The organism is Dyadobacter sp. CY351 (genome assembly GCF_021502625.1).
Taxonomy (GTDB): domain Bacteria; phylum Bacteroidota; class Bacteroidia; order Cytophagales; family Spirosomataceae; genus Dyadobacter; species Dyadobacter chenhuakuii.
In genome coordinates this window covers 85,171-111,005 of the sequence record NZ_JAKFFU010000014.1, presented here as the reverse complement: position 1 = coordinate 111,005, position 25,835 = coordinate 85,171, and the positions used below count along the sequence as shown (strand labels likewise).

Annotated in this window: 16 protein-coding genes and 1 tRNA gene; 13 read left to right on the top strand and 4 right to left on the bottom strand. The window is 46.9% G+C overall.

The features are described 5' to 3' along the window. The first annotated feature begins 1 nt into the window (after window position 1). The 10 genes from L0660_RS23355 to L0660_RS23310 all read left to right on the top strand — a co-directional run bounded on the left by L0660_RS23355 (window position 2) and on the right by L0660_RS23310 (window position 13,987). The gene (locus L0660_RS23355; RefSeq protein ID WP_026631891.1) at window positions 2-283 is read left to right on the top strand and encodes a hypothetical protein; all 282 of its coding nucleotides are present in this window, start codon (window positions 2-4) and stop codon (window positions 281-283) included. Between the two features lie 85 nt (window positions 284-368). Then, window positions 369-442 (top strand) — tRNA-Asn (locus tag L0660_RS23350). Window positions 443-652: 210 nt separating this feature from the next. Continuing rightward, window positions 653-1,285 carry an RNA polymerase sigma factor gene (locus tag L0660_RS23345; protein ID WP_235161547.1) on the top strand — a complete coding sequence of 211 codons (633 nt, stop codon included), beginning with the start codon at window positions 653-655 and terminating at the stop codon, window positions 1,283-1,285. A gap of 61 nt (window positions 1,286-1,346) precedes the next feature. Continuing rightward, a complete protein-coding gene (locus L0660_RS23340; RefSeq protein ID WP_235161546.1) occupies window positions 1,347-2,480 on the top strand; it encodes a FecR family protein in 1,134 nt (377 codons plus the stop codon). Window positions 2,481-2,691: 211 nt separating this feature from the next. Further along, a complete protein-coding gene (locus L0660_RS23335) occupies window positions 2,692-6,078 on the top strand; it encodes a TonB-dependent receptor (protein WP_235161545.1) in 3,387 nt (1,128 codons plus the stop codon). 19 nt (window positions 6,079-6,097) lie between these two features. Continuing rightward, complete coding sequence (locus L0660_RS23330) at window positions 6,098-7,711, top strand: RagB/SusD family nutrient uptake outer membrane protein (protein WP_235161544.1); 1,614 nt, start codon at window positions 6,098-6,100, stop codon at window positions 7,709-7,711. A gap of 32 nt (window positions 7,712-7,743) precedes the next feature. After that, window positions 7,744-11,643 (top strand): PVC-type heme-binding CxxCH protein, encoded by a 3,900-nt coding sequence (locus tag L0660_RS23325; protein ID WP_235161543.1) that lies wholly within the window; start codon window positions 7,744-7,746, stop codon window positions 11,641-11,643. Between the two features lies 1 nt (window position 11,644). Beyond that, the gene (locus L0660_RS23320) at window positions 11,645-12,556 is read left to right on the top strand and encodes an alpha/beta hydrolase (RefSeq protein WP_235161542.1); all 912 of its coding nucleotides are present in this window, start codon (window positions 11,645-11,647) and stop codon (window positions 12,554-12,556) included. Window positions 12,557-12,670: 114 nt separating this feature from the next. Beyond that, on the top strand, window positions 12,671-13,078 hold the full coding sequence (locus tag L0660_RS23315) for an EthD family reductase (protein WP_235161541.1): 408 nt from the start codon (window positions 12,671-12,673) through the stop codon (window positions 13,076-13,078). Between the two features lie 63 nt (window positions 13,079-13,141). Further along, entirely contained in the window at window positions 13,142-13,987 is an 846-nt protein-coding gene (locus L0660_RS23310; RefSeq protein WP_235161540.1) for a glycosyltransferase family 92 protein, read from the top strand. Between the two features lie 6 nt (window positions 13,988-13,993). On the opposite strand, the gene L0660_RS23305 is transcribed toward L0660_RS23310, so the two are convergent. The 3 genes from L0660_RS23305 to L0660_RS23295 all read right to left on the bottom strand — a co-directional run bounded on the left by L0660_RS23305 (window position 13,994) and on the right by L0660_RS23295 (window position 19,438). Beyond that, the gene (locus L0660_RS23305; RefSeq protein WP_235161539.1) at window positions 13,994-15,259 is read right to left on the bottom strand and encodes a hypothetical protein; all 1,266 of its coding nucleotides are present in this window, start codon (window positions 15,257-15,259) and stop codon (window positions 13,994-13,996) included. Between the two features lie 325 nt (window positions 15,260-15,584). Further along, window positions 15,585-16,337: a LytTR family DNA-binding domain-containing protein gene (locus L0660_RS23300; protein ID WP_233798892.1), complete on the bottom strand. Its 753-nt coding sequence runs from the start codon at window positions 16,335-16,337 to the stop codon at window positions 15,585-15,587. 8 nt (window positions 16,338-16,345) lie between these two features. After that, entirely contained in the window at window positions 16,346-19,438 is a 3,093-nt protein-coding gene (locus L0660_RS23295; protein WP_235161538.1) for a sensor histidine kinase, read from the bottom strand. A gap of 383 nt (window positions 19,439-19,821) precedes the next feature. Here L0660_RS23295 and L0660_RS23290 point away from each other — a divergent pair, with 383 nt between their 5' ends. The 3 genes from L0660_RS23290 to L0660_RS23280 all read left to right on the top strand — a co-directional run bounded on the left by L0660_RS23290 (window position 19,822) and on the right by L0660_RS23280 (window position 24,144). Continuing rightward, the gene (locus L0660_RS23290) at window positions 19,822-21,111 is read left to right on the top strand and encodes an amidohydrolase/deacetylase family metallohydrolase (protein WP_235161537.1); all 1,290 of its coding nucleotides are present in this window, start codon (window positions 19,822-19,824) and stop codon (window positions 21,109-21,111) included. Between the two features lie 9 nt (window positions 21,112-21,120). Next, on the top strand, window positions 21,121-22,368 hold the full coding sequence (locus L0660_RS23285; RefSeq protein WP_235161536.1) for an amidohydrolase/deacetylase family metallohydrolase: 1,248 nt from the start codon (window positions 21,121-21,123) through the stop codon (window positions 22,366-22,368). An 81-nt stretch (window positions 22,369-22,449) separates the two neighbouring features. Further along, window positions 22,450-24,144 carry a PQQ-dependent sugar dehydrogenase gene (locus L0660_RS23280; RefSeq protein WP_235161621.1) on the top strand — a complete coding sequence of 565 codons (1,695 nt, stop codon included), beginning with the start codon at window positions 22,450-22,452 and terminating at the stop codon, window positions 24,142-24,144. Window positions 24,145-24,218: 74 nt separating this feature from the next. Here the strand turns inward: L0660_RS23280 and L0660_RS23275 are convergent, their stop codons facing one another. Then, window positions 24,219-25,649 (bottom strand): T9SS type A sorting domain-containing protein, encoded by a 1,431-nt coding sequence (locus tag L0660_RS23275; RefSeq protein ID WP_235161535.1) that lies wholly within the window; start codon window positions 25,647-25,649, stop codon window positions 24,219-24,221. Window positions 25,650-25,835 lie beyond the last annotated feature (186 nt).

Sequence of the window (25,835 nt, the reverse complement as noted above, 5' to 3'; positions counted from 1 at the left end):
AATGAACGAACGATATAGCGCCAGCGGGCTGATGAACCCATTTTTTCCAGATTCGGTATCATTTGGCGATAAAGGAGTGACTTTCACCGTAAAGAAGCTTTTCAAGAGCAACGACAATTTTGTTTTTTACTCCGATATTTCGGGCGTTGAGATCGAGAGCGGGATGTTTTTTTCCACCATTAGAGTGATTCCGCGGATGCGTCCAGAAATTATTATCAATAATTTTACGAAATCAGATGCTAAGAGGGTCAAGGAGTTAATCCTTCAGCAAGTGCAAGGCTGACATTTTTTTTAAAATTATCCTTGCGCTGTATAATTCAAATTCTTAGATTTGCACCAGAATTCAGATAAATAATCGGATTTGAAATTCCTGAATAGCTCAGCCGGTTAGAGCATCTGACTGTTAATCAGAGGGTCGTTGGTTCGAGCCCAACTTCGGGAGCCCTAGACTTGAAGCACCTAGCATTAATTTGCTAGGTGCTTTTTTTGTTGCAATAAACTTGCAATAACTACCAAATGTGTAGAAAGTAGTTGGTGCCTGTAAAGCGGATTAAAATGAATTCAATATGAAATGCAGGATAGTACAGGATGGGCATTGTTAAATAAAACAATACAATTGGTAGTATAAATATGATAATTCAAATAGTGGTTTATGGGAAAGCCCACACCGATACCAGTAGATGAATTGCATCTGGCTGATCTATGGAACCGGTTTCGTCAGCATGATGAGCAGGCTTTTGACGAGTTGGCTAACCGCCGTTACCGCCTGCTGTTTAATTACGCCACCAAATTCACCAAAGACACCGAGCTGATCAAGGACTGCATTCAGGACCTTTTTTTGGAGCTATGGTATCGCCGCACGCGCCTGACCGACACTTCCTATGTCACAGTTTACCTCATTTGCGCACTCAGGAACAACCTTTTGCGGAAATTGAAACTGAACAACCGCCTCGATGATTCGGCCGATATTACTGTAAGCTGCGAAGCATTTACAGACAACCTGACAGTGGAAACCATGCTGATCAGCTCCGAGTCCATGTCGCAAAAAGAGCGCGAGATCCGCAACGCGATCAATCGGCTGCCTGCACGCCAGCAAGAGGTGATTTTCCTGAAATTTTATGAAGGCTTATCCAATGACGAGATCGCCAAAGTGATGGAGATCGAGCGCCAAACCGTTTCCAACTTCATTTACAGAGCCATAAGCCAGCTCAAAAATGACCTTCCTTCCTTCTCCAATGTCATCCCGCAGATTATTTTAATATTTTTTCTAAAATTTTTATCATAAAAAGGGTATGCTGTTCTGCGGCCGTACTATTTCATTGTATACAGTCCAATGAATACGGAAAATGCAGGATTACGCACGATACGACATTAAAGATTTCCTGGCCGACGAGGCTTTTTGCAGGTGGGTGCTTCATGAAAAGCCCGCCGACAATGCTTTTTGGGAGAACTGGATCCGCAACAACCCGGATCGCGCCAGCATTGTAAAGCATGCAAAAGAACTCATCGCCGAAATCCATCATGCGCAAAACTATCTGAGCGAAGAAGAACTGCAACACGAACTTTACCGCCTCACCGCCGCAAGAAAGTCTGCAACGGAAGCGCAGGAATATGCGGAGCAAACTAATGATGAATACAAACCACACTGGTTCGGTGCGAATTGGGCAAATCGTATGTCTGTGATTCTGGTTGCCTTAACCTGCTTCGTTGTCCTGTTTTATTTTTATACCAATTATTCCAAAACCAGCAAGCCGCAGATCAGCCAGCAAACCTTGCAGGATAAGAAAGACGAGAAATGGATTGAAGTGCGCAATGATCAGACCGCAATCAAAGTCGTTTCATTGCCCGACGGCAGCTCGGTGAAGCTTTCACCCCAAAGCAAGATCAATTATCCCGCCTTTTTTGTAAAAAATGAAAGGAAAGTTTTGCTCAATGGCGAGGCCTTTTTTGAAGTTGTGAAAAATCCGGAAAGTCCGTTTAAAGTCTATACCAACGACGTCGTTACCACGGTTTTGGGCACCAGTTTTACGGTTAAGGCTTTTGATCAGGATAAAGATGTGCGGGTTGTGGTGAAAACGGGGCGCGTAACTGTCGCAGCCAATCCGGCCCAGAATAAAACGCAGCAGCCAGAGAAGAACGAGCTCGTGCTGTTACCCAACCAGCAGGTCGTTTACCACCGCGACGATCAGAAAATGAAACGGTCGCTCATCGAGAACCCGGCCCAGATCGGCCCGCCGGACATTACCAGCCAGAATTTGATCTTTGACAATGCGCCCGTCGCCAAAGTCTTCGAGTCGCTTCAAAAAAGATACGAAGTCCAGATTATTTATGACGCCGATCTCATGGCCGGTTGCGAGCTCACCGCCGAGCTTGGTCAGGAGCCATTATTTGAAAAGTTAGGCATGATCTGCAAGGCGATCCAGGCGCGTTATGAAGTGATCGACGGCCAGATCGTCATTCACGGAAGCGCTTGCAAATAAATTTAAAATACAAATCCTAAACCCTTTAAGCAAACATTCATGATCCGTTCCAGCCACCCGCCCTGACAATAAAACAAGCAAGCCGAAGATGCTGTAACATCCCCGGCTTGTCTTTTCCCCTTTCTTAATTCCCATTAATAATCCGGTTCGCTAAAACCGGAACAGGGGAGTTTTGTATCTCATTTTTCCAAAAAAGCATACATACAAATCTATGAAAATTAGTACGAAACCGATCAGGATTTTACTCAAAATCATGCGCATTTCAATATACCAGCTAATCCTGTCTGCCCTATGTACGTCGTTGGTCCTGGCCCATGACAGCCGGGCGCAGGAGTTACTGAACCGTCGTATTTCCCTGGATCTGGACGAACAGAAAATAAGTGTAGCGCTCCGGCAGATCAGCCGTCAGGCGGCGGTGCGGTTTATGTACAGTCCGCAGGTGATCCCTGTTGAAAACAAAGTGACGTTACATGTTCGCAATGAGCCGCTTAATGTCGTTCTGGAATCACTTTTCAAGCCTTTGAACATTGGTTACGAAGTTTCGGGCAACCAGCTTGTGCTCAGCATTGTTTCGGATCTGAAACCGCTTGATCCCAAGCCGGCCGAAGAGCAAAAACCAGTGGATCGCAACATTAAGGGCTCTGTAAAAGATGAAAAAGGAGCACCATTACCCGGCGTAAGCATTGTTGTAAAAGGCACGCAGCGCGGCTCATTGAGCGATACGGACGGTAACTTCGACGTCAGCATTCCGGATGGCGAACACACGATCATCTTCTCTTTTGTGGGTTACCTGAGCCAGGAAATCCCGGTGGGCAATCAGAGCACGATCGATGTTGTATTGAAAGACGACCTGAAAGCATTGCAGGAAGTGGTCGTGGTGGGTTATGGAACGCAGAAAAAGGTTAATCTGACCGGTTCCGTGGCTTCCGTGGAAGGTGAAGAATTGCTTAAAACGCCTGCTACTAACATTACCAATTCGCTCGTCGGCAGGCTTCCCGGCCTGATCGCTGTCAATGGGAACGGAAAGCCTGGTGCAGGATCGTCCATCTCGATCCGCGGCGCCAGCACGTTCGGCGACAACAGCGCCTTGATCGTCGTGGACGGCATTATCCGGACTTTCGACCAGATCGATCCCAACGAAGTAGAAAGCATTTCTATATTAAAAGACGCTTCGGCAACTGCGGTTTATGGTTCCAGGGCAGCCAATGGTGTTATTCTGGTCACTACCAAACGCGGCGCGACGGGCAAGCCAACATTCAATTATAATGGTTTTGCCGGCTTCCAACAACCTACCCAATATCCCAAAGTGATGAATGCGTACGAGTATGCAACGACCAAAAACAAGGCGGTGCAAAATTTGGGCAAGCCCATCCAATACTCCGATCAGCAACTGGAAGACATTCGCACAGGCGTGCTGCCGGAATACGACTGGTATGGCAACACATTGAAAAAACGATCATTTCAAACGCAGCAAAACCTGAGCGTAAGCGGCGGATCGGATGCAGTCCGCTATTTTCTTTCGCTCGGTTATCTCGATCAGGACGGAATGTACGACCGCATCAATTTCCAGCGCTATTCCATCCGCACCAATGTGGATGCGAAAATCAACAAGAACCTGACCATTTCCGCGGACATTGACGCAAGCGCCAGAAACACCAACCAAAGTGCGTACGCACCTGAATCCATTTTCGATGATATTGTAGCCGCGTACCCGCTCGACAAGGCTTATAATCCTGACGGGACCATTTTTTACACCCGCGAGCAACACCCGGTGGAAGAGATCAAAACCGGCTACAACCGCATGCGGAACAACATTCTGCAAGCCACATTGACAGTGAAACATGAACTGCCATTTATAAAAGGCCTATCCGTTTTGGGACGCGCATCCTTTGGCCGGGAATATGCCAATAACAAGCATTATAATGTGCCTATTTTCATGAACCGCCAGGATGCCGACGGGAACACGCTGGAAATTTATCCGTACGGCGGCTGGAATGGCAAAACTGCATTGACGCAGTCATTCAGCGAATACAATACGACCACATTGAATGCTTCGCTAAATTATTCGCGCACTTTCGGCGCGCACGAATTTGGCGGTTTGCTCCTCTTCGAACAGCTCGATGCGAAAGGAAACAACTTTTACGGTTTCCGCACCAACTTCCCCGCACAGGGACTGGACGAGTTTTTCTATGGCGGTGAAAGTCAGAAAGACGCCAATGGCGGCTCCTTCACCGACGGTCGCCGCGGCGCAATTGCCCGCGTGAATTATAGTTTTCAGCAGCGTTATTTGTTTGAGGCATCATTCAGAAGGGACGGTTCGGTGGCTTTTCCAGCTTCCAAGAAATACGGATTTTTCCCTGCCGTGTCGGCAGGATGGCGGATCATTGAAGAGCCATTTCTTAAAAACAGCACGGCGCTTTCGTTCCTTGATAACCTGAAATTACGCGCTTCCTATGGCGTGGTCGGGAAAGACCGCAATGTATACACGGGCTATCTTTTGAGAAATCCGACATTCCAGTACTCGCAGGTTTACAACCCGTCCGGAACCATAGTATCGGGCACAGAAGGGCTTTCTACCATTGCACCGGGCATTTTGCCCAATCCGGATGTGACCTGGGAAACGGCTTCTGTTTCTGACGTTGGACTAGAAGGCTCGTTGTGGAAAGGGAAGTTTCAGTTCGAAATAGATGTTTTTTACAAAAGAACTTCCAACATTCTGCGCACACGGATCCGCTCCATTCCGGGCACATTGGGCGCACAGTTACCGGCAGAGAATTACGCAAAAGTGGACAACAAAGGCATCGAGTTCATGCTGAGCCACCAGAACAGTTTTCAGGCTTTGAAATACTTTGTAAAACTCAACGGAAGCTTCTCACAAAGCAAGGTTATCACGCTCGATGAACCGGCTAACACGCCTGATTATCTGTTGCAAACGGGCCGACCGCTGGGCTTCATTACAGGTTATAAAGCATTGGGCTTCTTCCAGACAGACGAAGAAGTGGCTGCCTATTTACCCCAATTCAACGGCGGACAAAAAGCAGGTGATGTGAAATATGCAGACATTAACGGCGATGGAAAAGTGGATGCCAATGACCTGACAATCATATCGATGGACAACAATGTCCCCAAAGTGATCGGTGGATTATCATTCGGGGGTTCGTTAAAAGGTTTTGATTTAAATGTCCTTTTTCAGGCCGCGGGACGGGTTCGGCAAGTGCTTTACGGTGCTGCGCGTGACTTTTTCCAGGGCGGATCAAGAAACACCTATGTGGATTTGCTCGATCACTGGTCACCTGAGAATCCGAATGCATTGTATCCGAGGCCGTGGGAAGGCCCTCACCCGAACAACTCGCTGACTTCCAGTCTGTATCTAAGAAATTCAAGCTATATCCGGTTGAGGTCAATTGATTTTGGTTACACATTGCCTTCGGATCTGATCAAGAAAATTGGCGTTCGTAATGTGCGGGTTTACTTCTCGGGGGCGAATCTTTTTGTGTGGTCCAAGATGAAAATATTTGACCCTGAAATTGAAAACACAACGGGCACTTACTATCCGCAGCAGCGCACACTGAACCTCGGCCTGAACCTTACTTTTTAATCAGTTAATGTTTACTGTCATGACAAAAATATTTGCCAAAACACTGCTGGTTGTAATGATCCTTATGACCACCGCCTGCAACGAAGAATTCCTCGAACGCCAGGCCGCAGACTCTATTCCCGAGGAAAATATCTTCGCGGATCCTGCGCTTATCCAGCTTTTTGTAAATAATATGTATCTGGATGTACCCGGGTTCGATCACAGCTTGTATGATAACATTACCGACGAATCGCGCAGTTACTGGGGCGGAGGACCGCGTAATGTGGTTCAGGGCCAATGGTTTCCGGACAATAATCCGATGGAATACTGGGCTTATGGCCCGGTAAGGAAGACCAACATGTTCCTGAGCAAGATAGACGCGGCTGATGTGGATGAAGAGCAAAAAACAAATTTTAAGGGACAGGTAAAATTCCTGCGCGCCATGCTCTATTTCAATATGATCAAGCGCTACGGCGGCGTGCCCATTATCACTGAGCCACAAGGACTTGACGACGATCTTTTTGTAGCCAGACAAACGACGGACGAAAGCTTTGCCTTTGTCATAAAAGAACTCGAAGAAGCCATTCCACTTTTGCCCGAAACGCACGGAACGCGTGCCGTGGATGTGGGAAAAGCCAACAGGCATTCTGCAAAGGCATTTTTGGGGCGTGTGCTGACTTATTATGCAAGTGCTTTATTCAATCCGGCGGGGGAAGTTTCGCGCTGGCAAAAGGCGGCATTGGTAAACAAGGAAGTAATGGATGCAGGCATTTACAAGCTGCACCCCAACTTCCGCAACATTATGCTCGATAAAAACAATGAGGAAGAGATTTTCAGTGTGCAATATCAAAAGCCGTTCCGCGAACACGGCTGGGATTCATGGGGCCAGCCCGATTCGCAATCCAAGCAGGACGCAGTGGAGCGCAGTCCTGTGCAGGAATTTGTGGATGCATTTGAAATGAAAAACGGAAAAGCGATCAACGAAACGGGTTCAGGTTACGACCCTGCCAATCCTTATAAAAACCGTGATCCAAGATTCGACGCAACAGTGCTTTACAATGGAGCACCATTTTTCGGCGCAACCATTTATATGTACGAAGGTGCGCCCATTGACGGCATCAATCTTCCCTATGCGACCATTACCGGTTATTTAATCCGAAAAGGCATGAATGAGAGCAATAAAGACTATTACGGCAGTTCCGGCAGCGACCAAAACTGGATCGAGCTGCGTTATGCCGAAGTGCTTCTCAATTATGCGGAAGCTAAAAACGAAGCATTATCCACTCCGGACGCGTCGGTTTATGCAGCCATTGAAGCCGTTCGCCAGCGTGCAGGATTGGCTCCTTACCAGCTTGCAGCAGGACTTTCCAAGGTGCAAATGCGTGAAAAGATCCGCCACGAGCGGTTTATCGAGCTGGCTTTTGAAGGGAAACGCTATTGGGATCTGCGCCGCTGGAAAATTGCGGAACAAGTGCTGAACGGCAAGCAGTTCAACGCCATGTACATTACCAAAAACGCGAACGGCACTTACACGTATAAAGCAAAACCGGTGGACGGCGTGCCTTATGTTTTTCAGGAAAAAATGTATTTCATGCCCATTCCGCAGCGCGAGATCGAGAAAAATCCGAACCTGAAACAAAATACCGGCTGGTAATCCAGCCCTTTTATTGACTTATCTTATTGATTATGAAGTCCAAATTTCAGCATATCCTTCTGGCCATCGTTTGTTTGTGGGTCACATTTGCGAACGCGCAGGCGCCTAACCCCGGTTTCGCACCCAAAAATGGCGATCATATCATCCTCCTTGGCAACACATTTGCCGACCGGATGCGGCATTACGGCTACTTTGAAACAATACTTCAGAAAAACTTCCCCGGCAAGCAACTAACCTTGCGAAACATGGGTTGGAGCGCGGATGAAGTGGGCTTACAGCCTCGCCCGCTGAATTTCCCGGGTTTTGGAGAAAAAACAAAAAGGCTTACCGAAGGCCAGAAGGAGGTGAAATTTCAGGGTTTCACACATGAAGGCGAGCGCATTGTAATGCCCGTCGCGCTCAATTTTGAAGGTTTGAACCAGGATCTCTATGATCAGAAAGCGGACATGATTTTCCTATGTTTTGGTATGAATGAAGCATTTAAAGGTCCCGCAGGATTGCCGCAATTTGAAAAAGACCTTAACACATTCATTCAAAACCTGCAAAAAAATCAATACAATGGTCGCTCGGCGCCTGCGCTCGTGCTTGTTTCCCCGATTGCGCATGAGGAGCTGGGCGTGAATTTTCCAAATCCGGCGGAGCACAATAAAAACCTGGATTTGTATTCCAAAGCCATGCAGAAAACGGCGGCTGCGAAAGGGATCTATTTTATTGATCTTTTCACGCCGTCACTGGCTAAGATGAAACAAAAAGGCCAGGAAAAACTAACCATAAATGGCATTCACCTCACCGGAAATGGTTACAGGCAGGCGGCGGAATGGATGGCGCAATCGCTGGGTTTTGGCAAAATGCCCGATCTGAACTCGGAAAGCAGCAAGAAGCTTTTGGCGGTGATCAAGATGAAAGACGATCACTTTTTTTACCGCTGGCGCGCGGTGAATGGCGAGTACATTTATGGCCGCAGAAGAGAGCCGTTCGGCGTGATCGCATTCCCGCCGGAGCTGAAAAAACTCAATCAAATGACGGCTTCGCTGGATTCGGTGATCTGGGAAATGGGGAAAAGTAACAATGCAGATGCTTATAAAAAGGCCATTGAAATCGTAGACCGGCGCGGAAAACCGGTAGATCCAATGCTAACACCTGATATTCCAATGACCGGACGGCAAGGAGAAGCCGCGAAAGCAGCCGCACACGCGCACCACGAAAAAACGTGGCCCGCAACGACCGAAGGATTCAAGCTGCCGGAAGGTTATGAGATCAATCTTTTCGCTTCGGAAAAGGATTTCCCAATTGAAAAACCGGTTGCCATGAACTTCGATGCGCGCGGCCGGCTTTGGGTAGCCACGATGCCGACTTATCCGCAATATTTTCCCGGCATTCCCGTGCACGACAAAATCGTGATCCTGGAAGATACGGATGCCGATGGAAAAGCCGATAAGCACACTGTTTTTGCCGATGATCTTTACCTGCCGCTGGGTTTTGAGTTCGGCGATGGTGGCGTTTATGTGTCTCAGGAGCCGGACATTGTGTTTTTGAAAGATACGAACGGTGACGACAAAGCCGATTTCAGGGAAGTGGTTCTGACCGGTTTCGGTTCGGAAGATAGCCACCATGCCACGCACGCATTCACCTTCGGGCAGGACGGCGCATTGTATTTCAATGAAGGCACATTCCTGAATTCGCAAGTGGAAACGCCTTATGGCCCCATCCGCTCCTATGCCGGCGCGACGTATCGTTACGAGCCCCGTACGGCGAAGCTCACACATTACATTTCTTATCCTTACTACAATCCGTGGGGCAGCGTTTTTGACAAATGGGGCATGCATTTGATCGGCGATGCCTCCGACGGTTCCAATTATTTTGCGCCGCCCATGACAGGCAATGTTACTTATCCAGACAAACATCCACGCATTGAAATGTTCACAGAAACACGTGTAAGACCCACTGCGGGCATCGAAATCGTTTCCAGCAGACAGTTTCCGGATGAGGTTCAGGGCGATTTTCTGGTCAATAACAACATTGGTTTTCAGGGTACGAAGCAGCACCGAATTATTCCGCGCGGCTCAGGAATTGGGAGTAAGGAAGTGGAGGCGATCCTCCAATCCCAGGATCCGAATTTCCGTCCGATCGACATTGAATTCGGCCCGGATGGCGGCCTATACATTGTAGACTGGTACAATCCGCTGATCTCGCACGGTGAAAATCCGCCGCGAGATCCAGCCCGCGACAAATCACACGGCCGTGTCTGGCGCATCACTTATAAAGGCAAGCCGGTGCTGAAAGTAACCGACGTTTCCAAGCAAAGCATTGCTCAGTTACTGGATAATCTGAAAGTGCACGAAGACCGTTTCCGCTATCGTTCGCGGGCGCAGATCCGTGAAAAGAAAGCCGAAGAAGTGTTGCCTGAACTTAAAAAGTGGGTATCTGCACTGGACAAAAACGATCCGCAATACGAGCATAATCTGCTCGAAGGATTGTGGCTTTATCAGGATTTCAATGTCGTTGAACCAACAATTTTAAAAACGTTACTTAATGCAAAAGAGCCTCATGCACGCGCTGCGGCCACAAAATTGCTCCTTTACTGGCACGACCGTATTCCCGGCTCGCTGGGACTGATGCGCGCCAGAATCAATGATGAATCGGCGCGCGTGCGAATAGAAGCAGTTGTGGCATTGAGTTATTTCAATTCGGACCAGGCTGTAACTGCCGCCGCAGACATCTTCAAATATCCGACCGATTATTACATGGATTATGCCGTGCATGAAACTTTCCGGTTTTTAAAACCGACTTGGCTGGCAGGAATGAAGCAAGGCAAGAGTTTCGGAGGAAACAAAGGCAACCGTTATTTATTAAAACTGGCAAATGCGCAGGAATTAGCCACATTACCCCAATCTCCCGATGTGCTCACGGCCATGTTAACAAGGCCGGATATTGATGCGACAAAAAAACAGCAAGCGGTGAGCAGTCTTGCCAAAACAAAGAAAACGGGAAAAGTGAATGTGCTGTTAAATGCAATCCGGGAAGAAGAAAAAGACCGCCAATCCAATCCGGCGCAACAGGAGCTTATCAAGCTTTTACTCTTTTCCGATCCTTCGGAGCTGAAACAAAATAAGGCTGAGCTTACAAAGCTGATCAATGCTGATACAAGTCAGGTGATGCAGGCAATCGGCTTAGCAGCAATGATTACCGCAGGGCAGTCTGATCAGACTTTACAAAAAGTAATGCAGGAGAAACAAGAGGTGTTTTTGTCAGCGATTTCAATGTTGACCAATGCGGATTTACGTGCTTCTTTTTATAATAAGATAAAAGAAATCGCTCCGAACATGCCAACGGCCGGCTATCCTTTATTGATGAGAATAACCATTGAAAACGCGGCCAAAACGCAGTCAACAAAGGATCTGATCGCATCATTGGGCAGCACGCCGGAATCCATTCAAAACTCTCAGCCATTTGCTGACGCTGTTGCAATCATGAAAAATATGTTGGTTTACATGCCGGAGAAAGACAGAAAGGACGTGCTATCGATGCTGGAAAATATAGGGACGATTGAAATAAAACTCGTGGCGATCGAAGCAAAAATGGCTTTTGACAAGAAAGCATTAAGCGTTCCCGCAGGCAGGGCCGTAACATTGGTTTTCGAAAACCCGGATCTCATGCCGCATAATGTGGTGATCGTCAAGCCTGGCGCGGCTGAAAGAGTTGGTGAAGCGGCCGATGCGATGGCGAGTCTGAAAGATGGTTTTGAAAAAAATTTCGTTCCTTCCACGCCGGATGTTTTGTTTGCAACACCGCTCATCAACTCGGGGAAATCATTCCGGTTGGAATTTAAAGCCCCGAGCCAGCCTGGCGAATATCCATTCATATGCTCATTCCCAGGACATTGGCGGGTAATGCAGGGAATTCTGACGGTTACCGACTCCAAAGTGCCCTGACATGCTCATAATAAAATGGATTTTCCTGGCTGCATTAACTTCCTTTTTTAGCCTCAAAAGCATTGCGCAAACCCACATAAACCTCTATCCAGGAACGGTCCCGAATTCAATTTCGGGGCCGGACCAGGAAACCCACACAGCAAATGCATTAGTCGATTCCCTTACTTCCAAAGTTTCCATTCCGGGACTCACCGTCTTTTTGCCAGCCAAAGAAAAAGCCACGGGAACGGCGGTGATCATCTGTCCGGGCGGCGGCTACGGCACATTATTGACCAAGCGAGAAGGCAGTGATGTTGCACGGGCATTCAACAAACTCGGTATAGCCGCATTTGTCGTAAAGTACAGATTGCCAGATCCGAAGATCATGAAGGATCAATCCATCGGGCCGATCCAGGATGCGCAGCAAGCCATTAAGATCGTACGCGAACACGCCGCGGAATTCGGAATTGGCCCAAATAAAATCGGCATCATGGGGTTTTCAGCGGGCGGCCACCTCGCCTCCACCGCCGGAACACATTTCAAAACGCGCTACATTGATCAAGCAGGGAAAACCAGCCTTCGACCGGACTTTATGATATTGATCAATCCCGTCGTAAGCTTCAATGACAGCACAGGGCACATGGGTTCTCGGGAAAATTTGTTGGGCAAAAATGCAAGAGCTAAGAAGATTCGTTTGTTCTCGAATGAATTGCAGGTTACCAAAGAAACACCGCCTGCATTTCTGGTCCATTCCGGCGCAGATGTGGTCGTTCCGGTTTCCAACAGCATTCAGTTTTACAAGGCATTAAATAAAAATGGGATTCCAGCCGCATTGCATATTTATTCAAAAGGCGAGCACGGGTTTTTGACGTATCCGACCTTTGAGGAATGGTTTGGCAGGGTTGCGGGATGGATGGAAACTTTAAACAAGTAGCCGAAATGCCCGATTGTTTCCACAGAAAAATAACGTTTTGCGAATAAAGTCATTATTTTAATATTTGTGTAATCCTATTCAAAATGAACAGTTTACCATTTAAAAAAAGAAACGATGAAAGTAAAACTATTTGTCTCGCTTATTCTGCTGACCATTTGTTTCACCGCTTTTGCACAGGAAAAGCAAAGCACGGCTGTGGCAGAGAAAGGCTTGACCAAAGTATGCGTGATGTATCCTTTTGCGGAAGGTAAAACCTTTGATATGGCCTATTATGAAACCAAGCATATGCCGATGGTAGCAGGGTTTTTGGGGTCAAATTTGGTAAAATACACCATTGAAAAAGGTATCGCGAGCGGCATTCCCAACCAGCCATTGCCTTTCATGGCCATCGGTACATTTTATGTAAAAAGCCTGAGCGACTACCAGGCTGCGATCGGTCCGAATAGAGACGCCATTCGTGCGGATTTTCCTAAATATACCAATATCAGCCCGGTCATTCTGGTCAGCGAGGTGGTTAAATAGTTTAAGCGCATGCAGCTTCATTGATAATGTATAAATTTGAAGCATTACTGTGTTCAAGTCCTTATGTTTTCAATAAAAAAGCTGATTTCAAAATTTCGGGGAGCCGATCAGCATCCGCAGGTTCATCAATATGATTTGTCCCTTTGTTGTATCGTTAAGGACGAAAACAACTATCTGGAAGAGTGGATCGGGTATCATCGCAAAATCGGTGTCCAGCATTTTTACATTTACGATAATGGTAGTAAGGTGCCGATTCGTACTGCATTAGCAGCTATTAATGCTCCCGCTGATGTTACGGTGATTGATATGCCGGGGAAAAACAAACATGTTAAGGCATACCAGCATTGTCTGGACAGATTCGGCGGTTCTTCCACCTGGATCGGCTTCATTGATATTGACGAATTTATAGTCCCAAAAACAGCAAGTTCAAACCTGCCGGAATTTTTGAAAAACTATGAAAATTACGGTGGGTTAGGGGTTTCCTGGCTTATTTTCGGCTCCAATGGACATGTTCAAAAGCCGGGCGGACCACAGCTGGAAAACTTTACAAAACGCTCGGAAGTTACTTTCCCGCCCAACAGGCATATTAAAAGCATTGTGCAGCCCCGATTTGTGAAATCCGCCTATAAGTCGCACTGCTTTCATTATAAACCCGGATATTTTTGTGTTAATGAGCACTACATTGCCATTGACGGCGCGACTGCGGATGTAAGCGTGGATAAAATCCAGCTCAACCATTACTACTGCCGCTCATTGGAGGAATATCATGAAAAGGTTGAAAGAGGAATCAGCGATACCAAGCGTAAGCGGAAACTGGAAGAATTTCACAACCACGATATCCAGGCCAATGTAATTGAGGACACTACGATACTGGAAGTCGTGGAAAAATTAAATAACAGCGTGAATTGATGAGCCCTATTTTTTGGGTGGGACTTTGTTCCCGATGACCAGGACTTCTTGCAAAGTAGAGTCATTAAGGATCATTTGCAACCTTTTCGGATCCGGGTAAGGGATTTGAAAACCCGGCTTATTTATTGTAGAAAAATCCTTTGTAGCCAGATAGTTTCGGACATTCTCTGTTTGCGTCAATCGCCTTGCGCGTTCTTCCTTCAACACCCTGAAATCCAATACGGACCGTTGAATGTAGCTGAAAAATACGGCTACGAAAAACACTGCTGCAACACCCCAAACGGCCTTTCTGACCACGGGCTTGCCCTTAATACTCGTAAGCCTTACCACAAACCAGCTGTTCGCCGCCAGACCCAGCAAGAGGACTTCGGCATAGCGTGGCGGCATATGTATGGAATCGTGCCCGCGGCCGTAAGCGAGTGCGACGATTTGCATGGCGGTCCATGCGAGGTAGCCAAACATTAACAAATCGGTTTTGCCTATCTGTTTGCGCAGGAAAAGCATGCGGGAGACAAAAAATAAGCCTGGCAGCCACATGACACCAATAAACAATTTGCTGCCGCGCAAAGGCCAGCCCATAAGGCGAAGCATCGTAGATATGAACTCTGAAAACGTGGTGGCATGTAAAATATAATGTCCTTCAACACGGGGCATCGTGAAATAAGCCGAAACTGCCATTGCAAACAGAATGATCATTAATAAGGCTGTCTTTGCACTTAATAAGCGTTGAAAGTAAGCCCGTGCGAGATAAACAGCGATTACGGCAAGAGGCGTTAACAGGCCCGAGGCCAATGTTAAAATGCTGATCAGGCTCAAAAATAAAATCACCCATACGGACCAGCTTCTATTGTGAAAATGGGCGGCAATAATCAGTGATGCGAGTGTAAATAGGTTAACAAAGTAAAACTGGCTCTGAAAACCAATCAAAAAGTTTTCCCACGAGAAAGGAAGTGATCCGCCTGCAATGATAACGGCAATAATCAGCCATTTTAATCCGGTTATTTTTTCGGTCCGGGCCAGGGTCCAGATAAGAAGTAAGGGCGTTGACGCACCAAACAGAATATTAAAACGTGCTTCGACAATGTTGTTCCAGGATCCTGTCAGCCAGAAAGTGAACAAGGTCATGATGCGGGTAGGCAGGATGCGATGTTCATTGTGTGCAATGAAGAGGTCCTGAAATTGTAATTTCCCCTCGATCCACGGTTTCAGTAAGCCAAGCCATTCAGCATCCCATTGATCCCAAAATGGCAATGAAACAGCAAACCGTTCCACATAATACAAGCGAGGGATGATTAGAGCTAGGGTAGAAAATCCTATTAGAAGACTATTCTTGCTATACTTATTCACAATTGACTGGCTAACATTTAGCAAATATACGTCGTGCCTGGTAAACTAAAAAAAAGCCGAATGCCGGGATCCCCAACATTCGGACTGAACACCTAAACCGTTTAATTAGTCATCAAAACTGCATGAATATAGGAACGAACCAGTAGCGATGAAAAACCAACCAGCCTCCGGTGGGAATGAAAAAATTAGCGGTCAGGAAGCCGCATTAATGCACTTGAAAAACGATAGCGAGGAATAAAGGCGCTTCACCTTATCTGAGTTTCAATAATCTGACTACTTCCACTTTCTTCCTGCGGGATATTTCCACCTCGGTGCCATCGCTTACCACAATGTATCCGTGGTCATGACTCATCTGGGAAATGTGTCTCGGATTTACCAAATGTGATTTGTGGGTGCGGATAAAACCGAATTCGTCCAGCATCTCATCAAAGTATTTCAGTGTTTTGCTGGTAACGATGGGCTTTTTGTGAGTGGTGTGGATAAATGTATAATTACCATCTCCCTGCATGCGTATGATTTGTTCCAATGTCAAAAACAGCACGCCGTCCTTTGATGGAATAGCAAGCCGGAAATCTTTGGTTTCGCTTTTACCAATATTCTGAACGAGGTTATCATATAAGATCAGGTTGCTTTTGGCATCGGGCATCTGCATTTTCAGATATCTGTCTACGGCATACCTGAGCTCATCCGGGTCTATGGGTTTGAGCAAATAATCCAGCGCACTGAACCGGATCGCCTGAACCGCATACTGATTGTAAGCAGTTGTAAAAATCACCTCGAATGACGGGTTTACCAGCGCACGCAAAAAGTCAAAACCGTTACGCTTGGGCATTTCCACATCCAGAAATACGATCCCGGGAGTGAAATACCGCAGGATTTCGAGTGCCTGGTCCACGGACTCCGCCTGCCTGACTTCCGTAATCTCTCCAACAAAACTTTCAATATAATATTTAAGCACAGTGCGTGCTTTGGGTTCGTCGTCAATAATCAGCGCTTTAATCATTTTCTTGATTATACATTGTTGAGATACGTTGATAGTTCTATTTCCACCAGTGTGCCGGTGGCTTCGCCGTTTTCGTCGTAAAGGTCTTCGATGTTAAGCACCGCATGGTTTCCCTGTTTGTTGATCAGGTCGATGCGGTCTTGCGTGATGCTTAATCCCTGCGAATCGTGACTTTTGTATTTGATGCTCTGTGATTTTAATTCAAATGATTTCTTTCTTCCAATGCCGTTGTCCTGTATCCTGCAAATAAAAACGTCCTCGTTAACCAGCCTGAATTCAACGAGCAGCTTGCGGTCGTCGTCTTTATGCAGCAGGCCATGCCAGAGCGCATTTTCCACATAAGGCTGTAAGAGCATCGAGGGTAGCGCAACGTCCTCCTCTTCCAACTCGGGGTCCATAATGATCTCGTAGGTAAAATTTCCTTCAAAACGCATCAATTCCAGTTCAAGATAGAGTTCCAGGACCTGGCGCTCTTGTGTAATAGGAATAAGATCTTTCCCCGAGTTTCGCAAAACCATTCTGAACAGCTTGGAAAACTTATTGAGATAAGTGCTTGCCTGCGGATATTTCCCGGTCACAATGCATTCCTGAATGCTGTTGAGGCAGTTGAAGATAAAATGCGGGTTCATTTGTGCCCTTAACGCCATCAGCTGGCTTTCGGCAAGCATCTTGCTGATTTTCAGCAACATTAATTCTTTTTGCTCACTCTGGACTTTTTGCTTCTTACGCTGACTGTAAGCCTGATAAACAAAAAACAATGTTACAGCCGCCAGGATCAGGCATATCGTTCTGAACCACCAGGTTTGCCACCAGTTGGGTCTTACAACCACTTGCAGCTTCTGGATTTTTGTCATCCATCTGCCGAATTCATCCGTACTCCGGACTTTGAACACATATTTCCCCGGCAAAAGATTGGTGTACGTAGCCGTAATCGCCCTGCCTGCGTTCACCCAGTTTCCGTCAATGCCTTCCAGCTGGTAACTGTATTGCAGGGCCGGGATATCGCGGTGACTTAATGAAGCATATTGAAACGTAATAAAATCCTCATCCGGAGCCAGTTTCAGGACACCCCCTTTTTCAAATCCCAGCTTTTCCTGACCAAAAACCTTGATGGAAGTGATAAAAGGCGGCTGTTTTACCGGCACGCCGGCAAAGCTGAAAGGGTCTATTAACAGGATATGGTCCAGCATTACCGCATAGATTTTACCGTTCGCGAATGTGAGGTTGTTATAATAATCCTGCAATGTTTTGCCAAGGTCGATCTCAACTTTCGTTACAGCGCGCGTATCCGGGTTGAAAAACATAAGTCCCTCCCTGCTGGATCCCCAAACCGCACCGCGCGAATCAATGGCAATGCTGGATAAATAATCATAGAACAGTCCGGTTCTGCTGTCGATGCTGTCCAGCGGTGTGCCGTCACGACTTATCTTCACCAGCCCTCTGCCACTCACGGCAGTCCATATGTTGCCTTTTTTATCTTCGGCAAGTTTCAGGACCTGTGCATTAGCTAGTTCTTTATTGGGTAAAATAGAAAAGAATTCTTTCTCGTAATTGAATTTCAGAAGTCCGCTTCCGGGCAGTGAAAACAAGATATCGGTGTCGCTCAGCTGCAAAGAACTCGGGCAACTTTTAAATGCAAATAACCCAAAACGACTATCAGTTCCGTCATAGCGCGTTGTTTTCTTAGTTACCGGATCGTGGCGGTAAATGGCGTCTTCCAGGATCTGGAACCAGATATTTCCTTTATGATCAGTAAAAACAAAGTTTGCGTAGCGGTGGGGCGTGCCTTTTTTTATATCTGTAAACTTCACCAGTTTATCGCTCCCGTTATGCAGCACGTGCACGCCGTCGTCTCCTACAAACCACCAGGCATCTTTCGCTTTGGTGCACATCACGAAACGGTTTCTTCGCAAGTCTCCGTCCGTAACGGTGTAGCGCTGATAAGTGCGGTTATCGGTATGATAAGCAATAGCCCCATCCTCCTTGCATGCCATCACCAGGTTTTTGTCAACCGTAATGGAGTTGGCATGGGCAAAACCGGTTTCAAGGAAAAATTTGAAATTAGGCAGCTGGTATATCGCCTGCAACGGATATTGTGATTGACTTTTACTTACACCATTGATCGTTCCCAGCCACACATTACCTTCCTTGTCTGTAATTGCGTCCCGGAAATGTCCATAACCGATGCAATAAGGAAGGTTTTGGTCATACTCAATCTTCTTGATCGGTTGTCCGCGTTCCTTGATATAGGCCGCAAACAACCATGTCGATATCCATAGCCGGTCCTTATGGTCTATAAATAAATGATTGATCCCATCGCTGATCTTATTGCCGTCGAGCGCAGGGAAGCTTTGCACTGAGCCTTTTCTGACATTCCAGTAATTGAGGGTCAGGTTGTCGTCGCATCCGTACCAAATGTCGCCTTTGCTGTCAACAGCGAGCGCATTTACATATTTCAGGTCGAATATGGGTGAATGCAGAACATTGTTTTGTTTATGGTAAATCGCTTTTTTTCTGATATCGATAAAATAAGGCTTGCTGCCTACAATCCAGAAGCCGTTTCTGATCGTGTCCCACACCATGCCGGAAAGAAAATAGTCCGGTACGCCGAACATGGTTGATGCCGACGGCACAATGGCCGCGAGAGGAAGTAATTTCCCTTTTTCATAAACGTAGATCCTGTTGGAAGTGCCAATCCAAAGGCGCCCGACATTATCAGTCTTAATGGTTACAATTGATTCCTGATCCAGGGCGGAGAAGCGGCTGTCTTTGGAAAACGAGCCTGAGCTCATATTGAACAGCATCACACCGTTCAGTAATCCGAGGATCAGCGTATCTCCCTTGCCGAGCGGTTGTATGGCATTGACAAGAAGATTTTTCTGTTTCGGGCCGTGCTTGTATTGCTTTACAACGGCCCCGTCGTAGCGGTTAAGGCCATTGTTGGTTCCGATCCAGAGAAATCCTGTATCGTCCTTATAAAGGCACCGCACTTGTTTCGCACTAAGACCGTCCTGCCACTTGATATTCTGAAAAATCGTCTGCCCGAAAAGCAGTATTGGACTCAGACAAAAAGCAAGTAAAAAGATAAATCTCTGACGCATGCTCCAACCGGATTATTTCTTTGAAATAAGATTGCATTAATGTGAAGTAGCTGATTAACGGCGGCTCATATACTAACCGTTCACCGTTAAATAGCCAGAAGCAACCGTTCCCTCTTTGGTTTTGAAATTTGCTGCCGGGTAAGCCAACTTTATTCCGCAATAAAGCGATTAGCCGTGAAAAATGATGGAATTATCCAAATCAACGCTCGCTATAATCAACATGAAATGCCCTGACTTCCCACCTTAACCCAACTATACACATAAGGCGCAGCGATGCGCCTTTCTTTTTTGCCCGTTAAGCGCAAAGTTTCAAATCTTTTGAAGTAATATTTTGCCCTTATTGTCTTGTATATGAATACAATTCAGATCTAAACTCTTAACAAATGTTGGCTTGCACACATGCAAAGAACGCCGGACGCGTTGCCGTGTTCCTGTGTTCCCTGCTGTTTCTATTCTCTCCTTACTTTACCAATGCCCAGGAAATTGACCTCCTGCTGAAAGGCGGGCACGTCATTGATCCCAAAAACAACATTGATGCGGCAATGGATGTCGCTGTTTCAGGCGGCAAAATCGTCCGGGTAGCCAGTAACATTCCAGCTTCGGAAGCAAAAAAGACGGTTGATGTAAAAGGTTTTTATGTAACGCCGGGGCTGATCGATATGCACGCGCACGTTTTTGCCGGAACTGTGCCCGATGCCTATATTGCCAATGCCTCCACCAGCCTGCCGCCCGACGGCTTCACTTTTCGCGCCGGGATCACAACGGTTGTAGATGCCGGCTCATCCGGCTGGCGCAACTTCCGGACTTTTAAAGCACAGACGATCGATAAAGCGCAGACGCGCGTCCTGGCATTGCTCAACATTGTCGGCACGGGCATGGCCAGCCGTTATGAAGAGCAGGATGTTACGGATATGAACCCCGTTATGGCCGCCAATATGATCCAAAGGCTTTTTCCAAAGATCATTGTAGGTGTAAAAGCAGCACATTACTGGGGCGACTACGCGCAGGTGAAAGCCGCGGTTGAGGCCGGAAAACTGGCCAATGTGCCGGTTATGGTTGATTTCGGGGAGCATAAGCCGCCCCTATCCATTGAAAAACTATTCAAAGAGTATCTTCGTCCAGGCGACATTTTCACGCACACTTTTTCGCATGGGCCGGAAAACCGCGAAACGGTTGTAGACGAAAAAGGAAAAGTAAAACCATTCGTTTTCGAAGCACAAAAGAACGGGCTGATTTTCGATGTCGGGCATGGCGGTGGCGCATTTGCGTGGCGGCAGGCGATTCCGGCCATGCAGCAGGGATTTAAGCCTAATGTGATCAGCACAGACTTGCATACCGATAGCATGAACGGCGCTATGAAAGGCCTGGACAATGTAATTTCCAAATTTCTTAACATGGGAATGACGCTTCCGGATGCCATTCTGCGAGCAACATGGAATCCCGCACAAGTTATCAAACGCCCGGATCTGGGAACATTATCCGTTGGTTCTGAGGCAGATATTGCTGTGTTTAATTTGAGAAAAGGAGATTTTGGCTTTTTAGACACCCGAAAATTGAAACTCAAAGGTGATAAAAAACTGGAAGCCGAGCTGACCATCCGCGCAGGTAAAATCGTCTGGGACCTGAACGGGATCAGCGCGGCGGGTTGGGAATCTGAAACATTGGCTAAATAACTGGTGGTGATGGATTTAATAACATTCGACAGGGTCATAAATGTTATCAAAAGTCACTTTTGGGTGCTGTTTTTGCTTGTTTTTTACAGCAATGGCTTTGGCCAGACCTATGATCTGATCGTCAAAGGCGGCCATGTTATTGATCCTGCAAATAACATTGATAAAGTGATGGATGTGGCTGTCAGTAAGGGTGTTATCGTAAAAGTGTCAGATAAAATTAACGAGCCTGCTGAGAGAACGATTGATGCAAAAGGCTTATTTGTAACGCCCGGTTTTATTGATATGCATACGCATGTTTTTGTGGGTCCGCATGCGGGTCTTTTTGCCAATGGCGTAAACAGCGTTTCTCCCGATGATTTCACATTCCGGTCCGGGGTAACGACGGTTGTAGATGCAGGAACTTCGGGTTGGCGGAGTTTTCCTTTGTTTAAGAAACAGGTTATTGATCAGTCCAAAACGAGAATTCTGGCTTTTATCAACATTGCCGGGGACGGAATGACCGGCGCTGAACATGAGCAGAACATTGCCGATATGGTCCCGGATTCTGCTTTAAAGATCATCAACCAACATGCCGACCTGATCGTGGGCGTAAAGATCGGGCATTATAACGGAGCCGACTGGACGCCTTATGATAATGCGATAAAACTCGCCCGACAGGTCGAGAAGCCGCTTTTTGTGGAATGCCATTTACCCCAATATTCCTTACAGGATCAGCTTGCCAGGCTCAGTGCGGGCGATATGATTACGCATACTTTTGAAAACATTAAGGAGCGGATGCCGATCATTGGCGAAGATGGAAAGGTGCGGCCATTTGTGCTGGAAGCAAAAAAACGCGGAGTACTATTTGATCTGGGTCACGGCGGCGCGGGTTTCTGGTTTGATCAGGCCGCACCGGCGATTAAGCAAGGTTTTGCTCCAAATTCTTTCGGCACTGATCTGCACCGGTTCAGCATGAATTCGGCTATGAAAGACATGGCGAATGTTATGTCAAAATTCATGGCGCTGGGTTTGTCCTTGCATGATGTGGTGCAAATCGCAACCTGGAATGCTGCACAGGCTATTAAGCACGAAGAATTGGGCAATATGAAAGCAGGCAATGTGGCTGATCTCGCCATTTTCAGGGTTCGTGACGGTCAGTTCGGTTTTACAGATTCCGGTGGGAAAAGTATAGCAGGATCCAAGAAACTGGAAATCGAGATGACGATCAGGGATGGGAAAATTGTGTGGGATTTGAATGGGTTAGGGGCTAAAAAATAGATAATTGAAATAATGGGATCTGATTTTTATAAACAAAAAAGGAGGCTTGTGCAGCGATATTTCAGCTTCGGCCTGATAGTAATGCTTCTCATCGGCGCGCAAAGGCCGGATTTACTGCCAAAAGGTGATCCGGACAATGGCGGCCTGGCAACGCCGGCAGGTTTTGAAGCACTCGTAGTCGCCGACAGCACCGGACTGGCCCGGCACATTACGGTAAATGATAATGGCGATATTTATGTAAAACTGCGCTACTTCGGAAAAGGCCAGCGGGGCGGAACTGCGGCTCTCAGGGACACAAACCGGGATGGGAAAGCCGACATTATCCAAAATTTCGGCAATTACCCCGATCAGAGCAGCCTCGCCAACGGCATCACGATCCGCAACGGATATTTGTATTACAGTTCTTCACTGTTTGTATACCGCAGCAAACTGATCCCGGGGCAGCTGCTGCCGGACAGCACCGTAGAGGTAATTTTAAAAGATGATCATGAGCACGGCACACATTGGCACATTACCAAACCCATGGCTTTTGATGACAAAGGGAACATGTACGTGCCTTTCGGAGCGCCTTCCGATGCATGCCAGGATGTGGCCAATTCCCCGGGTGGTAAACCGGGAACCATTGGCCTTAATCCTTGCCCGGACCTGGAAAAACATGGCGGAATCTGGAAGTTCAGTGCTGATAAGCTGAATCAGACGCAGGCCGACGGCAGCTTGTATGCAACGGGTTTGAGGAGCATTGTGGGCATGCGGTGGAATAATGCGGATCAAAATTTATATGCAGTTGTTCACGGACGCGACAATCTGCGCCGCTTGTTTCCTGACATTTATTCCTCATGGCAAAGCGCCGTTTTACCCGCCGAAGAATTCGTAAAAGTGACCCAGGGAACAAACCTGGGCTGGCCATACTATTATTTTGACCAGATGAAAGGCAAGAAGGTCCTGAACCCCGAATACGGCGGTGATGGCAAAAAAGAGGGTGAAGGAGCTAAATATCAAAACCCGATCATTGGATTCCCCGGACATTGGGCACCCAACGACATTCTGTTTTACACCGGAAGTCAGTTCCCGGAACGTTATAAGAATGGCGCATTCATCGCCTTTCATGGCTCCACAAACCGTGCTCCTTATCCGCAGGCGGGCTTTTTCGTTTGTTTTGTGCCTTGGGTAAATGGTAAATTTTCAGAAAAATGGGAAGTTTTTGCAGATGGCTTTGCAGGCATGGATCCGATCATCAATGTAAGCGATGCCAAAGCCCGGCCTATGGGCCTGGCACAGGGGCCGGACGGCTCCCTTTACATTACAGATTCGAAAAAAGGCAAGATCTGGCGGATCATGTTTAAAGGAAATAAGCAGTCATTCGGAGCGCCGCAACTGGCTGCTATGGAGAAGCACAAGCTGGCAGGAAACATCCGAACGCCGGATCCCGTAAAGGATAACCTGGATAAGGATACAAAGCTCGCAGGCGAAAAAATTTACAGCACTTATTGTACGCCATGCCACCAGTCCAACGGCCTCGGCGACGGCAGCCGCTTTCCGCCTTTGGTAAATTCCGAATGGGTTACTGAGGATAAAAGAAAACTGATCCAGGCCGTAGCAAATGGTTTGGAAGGACCGATAGAGGTGCTGGGTAAGCCTTACAATGATCTGATGCCCAAACACGATTTTATCCCGCCGGCAGAAATGGCCCAGCTGCTCACCTACGTAAGGCAGCAATTCGGCAACATGCCCGACCGCATTTCGGTGGATGACGTGAACCGGGTTTTGAAAAAATGATTTGAAAAAACCTGAAACAGAAAACGCCGGACAATTACCGTCCGGCGCCTGGCATGTATAGTGGTCAGACTGTTTTAAGGGATCAACACCTTTTTAATTTGGCCCGGGTAGTTGCGTAAATTGAGCAGATATAAACCGCTGGTAATGCTGTGTCCAGGTTTAAGCGTATATGTGTTTCCTGTTTTTGATATTGAAAAATCAATACTTCTGCCGTTCAGGTCGTGCAGCATAATGTTCTCGGGTTTTTCATTTTTCAGAATAAACCGCACTTCCCGGTTAGTGACCGGATTTCCCAAAAGCTCAAATGAAATGCTGGATGCATGGTTCGCCACAGCTATAATGCTGGATCGGGCGGTGCTGCCATCCAGATCGACCATCGTGAGCCTGTAATAATTATTTCCCTGCAACGGCAGCTGGTCCAGGAAACTATAATGCTGCGTCACATCGGTTGTTCCTGTCGCCTGGATGCGGCCAAGGTTAACAAATTCCACGGCGTCTTTGCTGCGTTCCACATCAAAATAACTGCTTCCTGATTCTTCGGTTGTAATCCATGAAAGCGCAATCGCGTTGTCCAGCAAGTCGCCCTTGAACTTCGCCAACTTAACTGGAAGTGTTAGGGAGCAGTTGTTTACGATTTCGTAAATAATGTCATGCGGCAATGAAGGTAACGTCAGTACAACCCAGATAGATCGCTTATCTTCCATAAAATCATACGGATATGTTGCTTCTGTTTTTGTGATCGGAAGCGTTGAAGAAAGGGTGATCGAACTGGTCAGAAACAACTCGTCATCCGGCCCGAAAGTGGGTTGGTTATTTGTTAATGCTCCGTCATCCAGATAAAGCTTGTAAGTAACCTGGATAGCGTTCGGATCGGTCGTGGTAATGTTGAGATCATATGTTCTGGGTCCTTCCGGTTCATTACAATTAATTTCTCCTGTAATCTCTGGTCCCTTGATCGTAAGCGGGATGTTGGTGAAGACACAATGAACAGGAGGGTGTTTGTCCGCTTCCGCCTGCGTAGACCAAATGTCGCTGATCAATTTTGGAGGGTTCTCGCAAGCCCCGGGAATGACGATTTGAACATTGCTGATTGTGATTCTGGTCTGCTTACCGCCCAGGTCTTCTTCGGCAATAAATAAGCCAGCAAAAAGTGGGGTTACCGTTTCATCGGGACCATAAGTGGAAAGGAGGGAAGAGGAGCCATTGGTGCTAATGGCTATCGTTGCCAGCGCACTAGCCAGATCCTCTCCTTCCGGCGCTTTTTTGTAATCATATGCCGGGTCAGGGTAGTCTGCTTCATTCCATAAATGAATGTAGGTGTATTTATTCCCATTGTTTTTATCAATTGTAAATGAGATGGTTACATTGGCAGTGCAATTTTCTTCGCTCCCCGAAAAGCCAATTAGTTCAACTATGGGATCGAGAATCGTGCATTGAGCCTGAGCGCTCAAACTTATGGAAAGACCGACTACGGTCGTCCAAAGAAATAAGTAGAGTGTTTTCACGGTAGAGTACGTTTTTAAGAGTGATAATGATAAATTAATATACCATCATTCATCTTAAAAAAATTAAATTCGCGCTCTTTCGTCAGCTACTCTTAATAATATTTTAGCTTACTACGATCAATCTCAAACTATATTTATAATACAATTAAATCGCCGTATAGTAATGTAGTATGTTCGTATTGATTC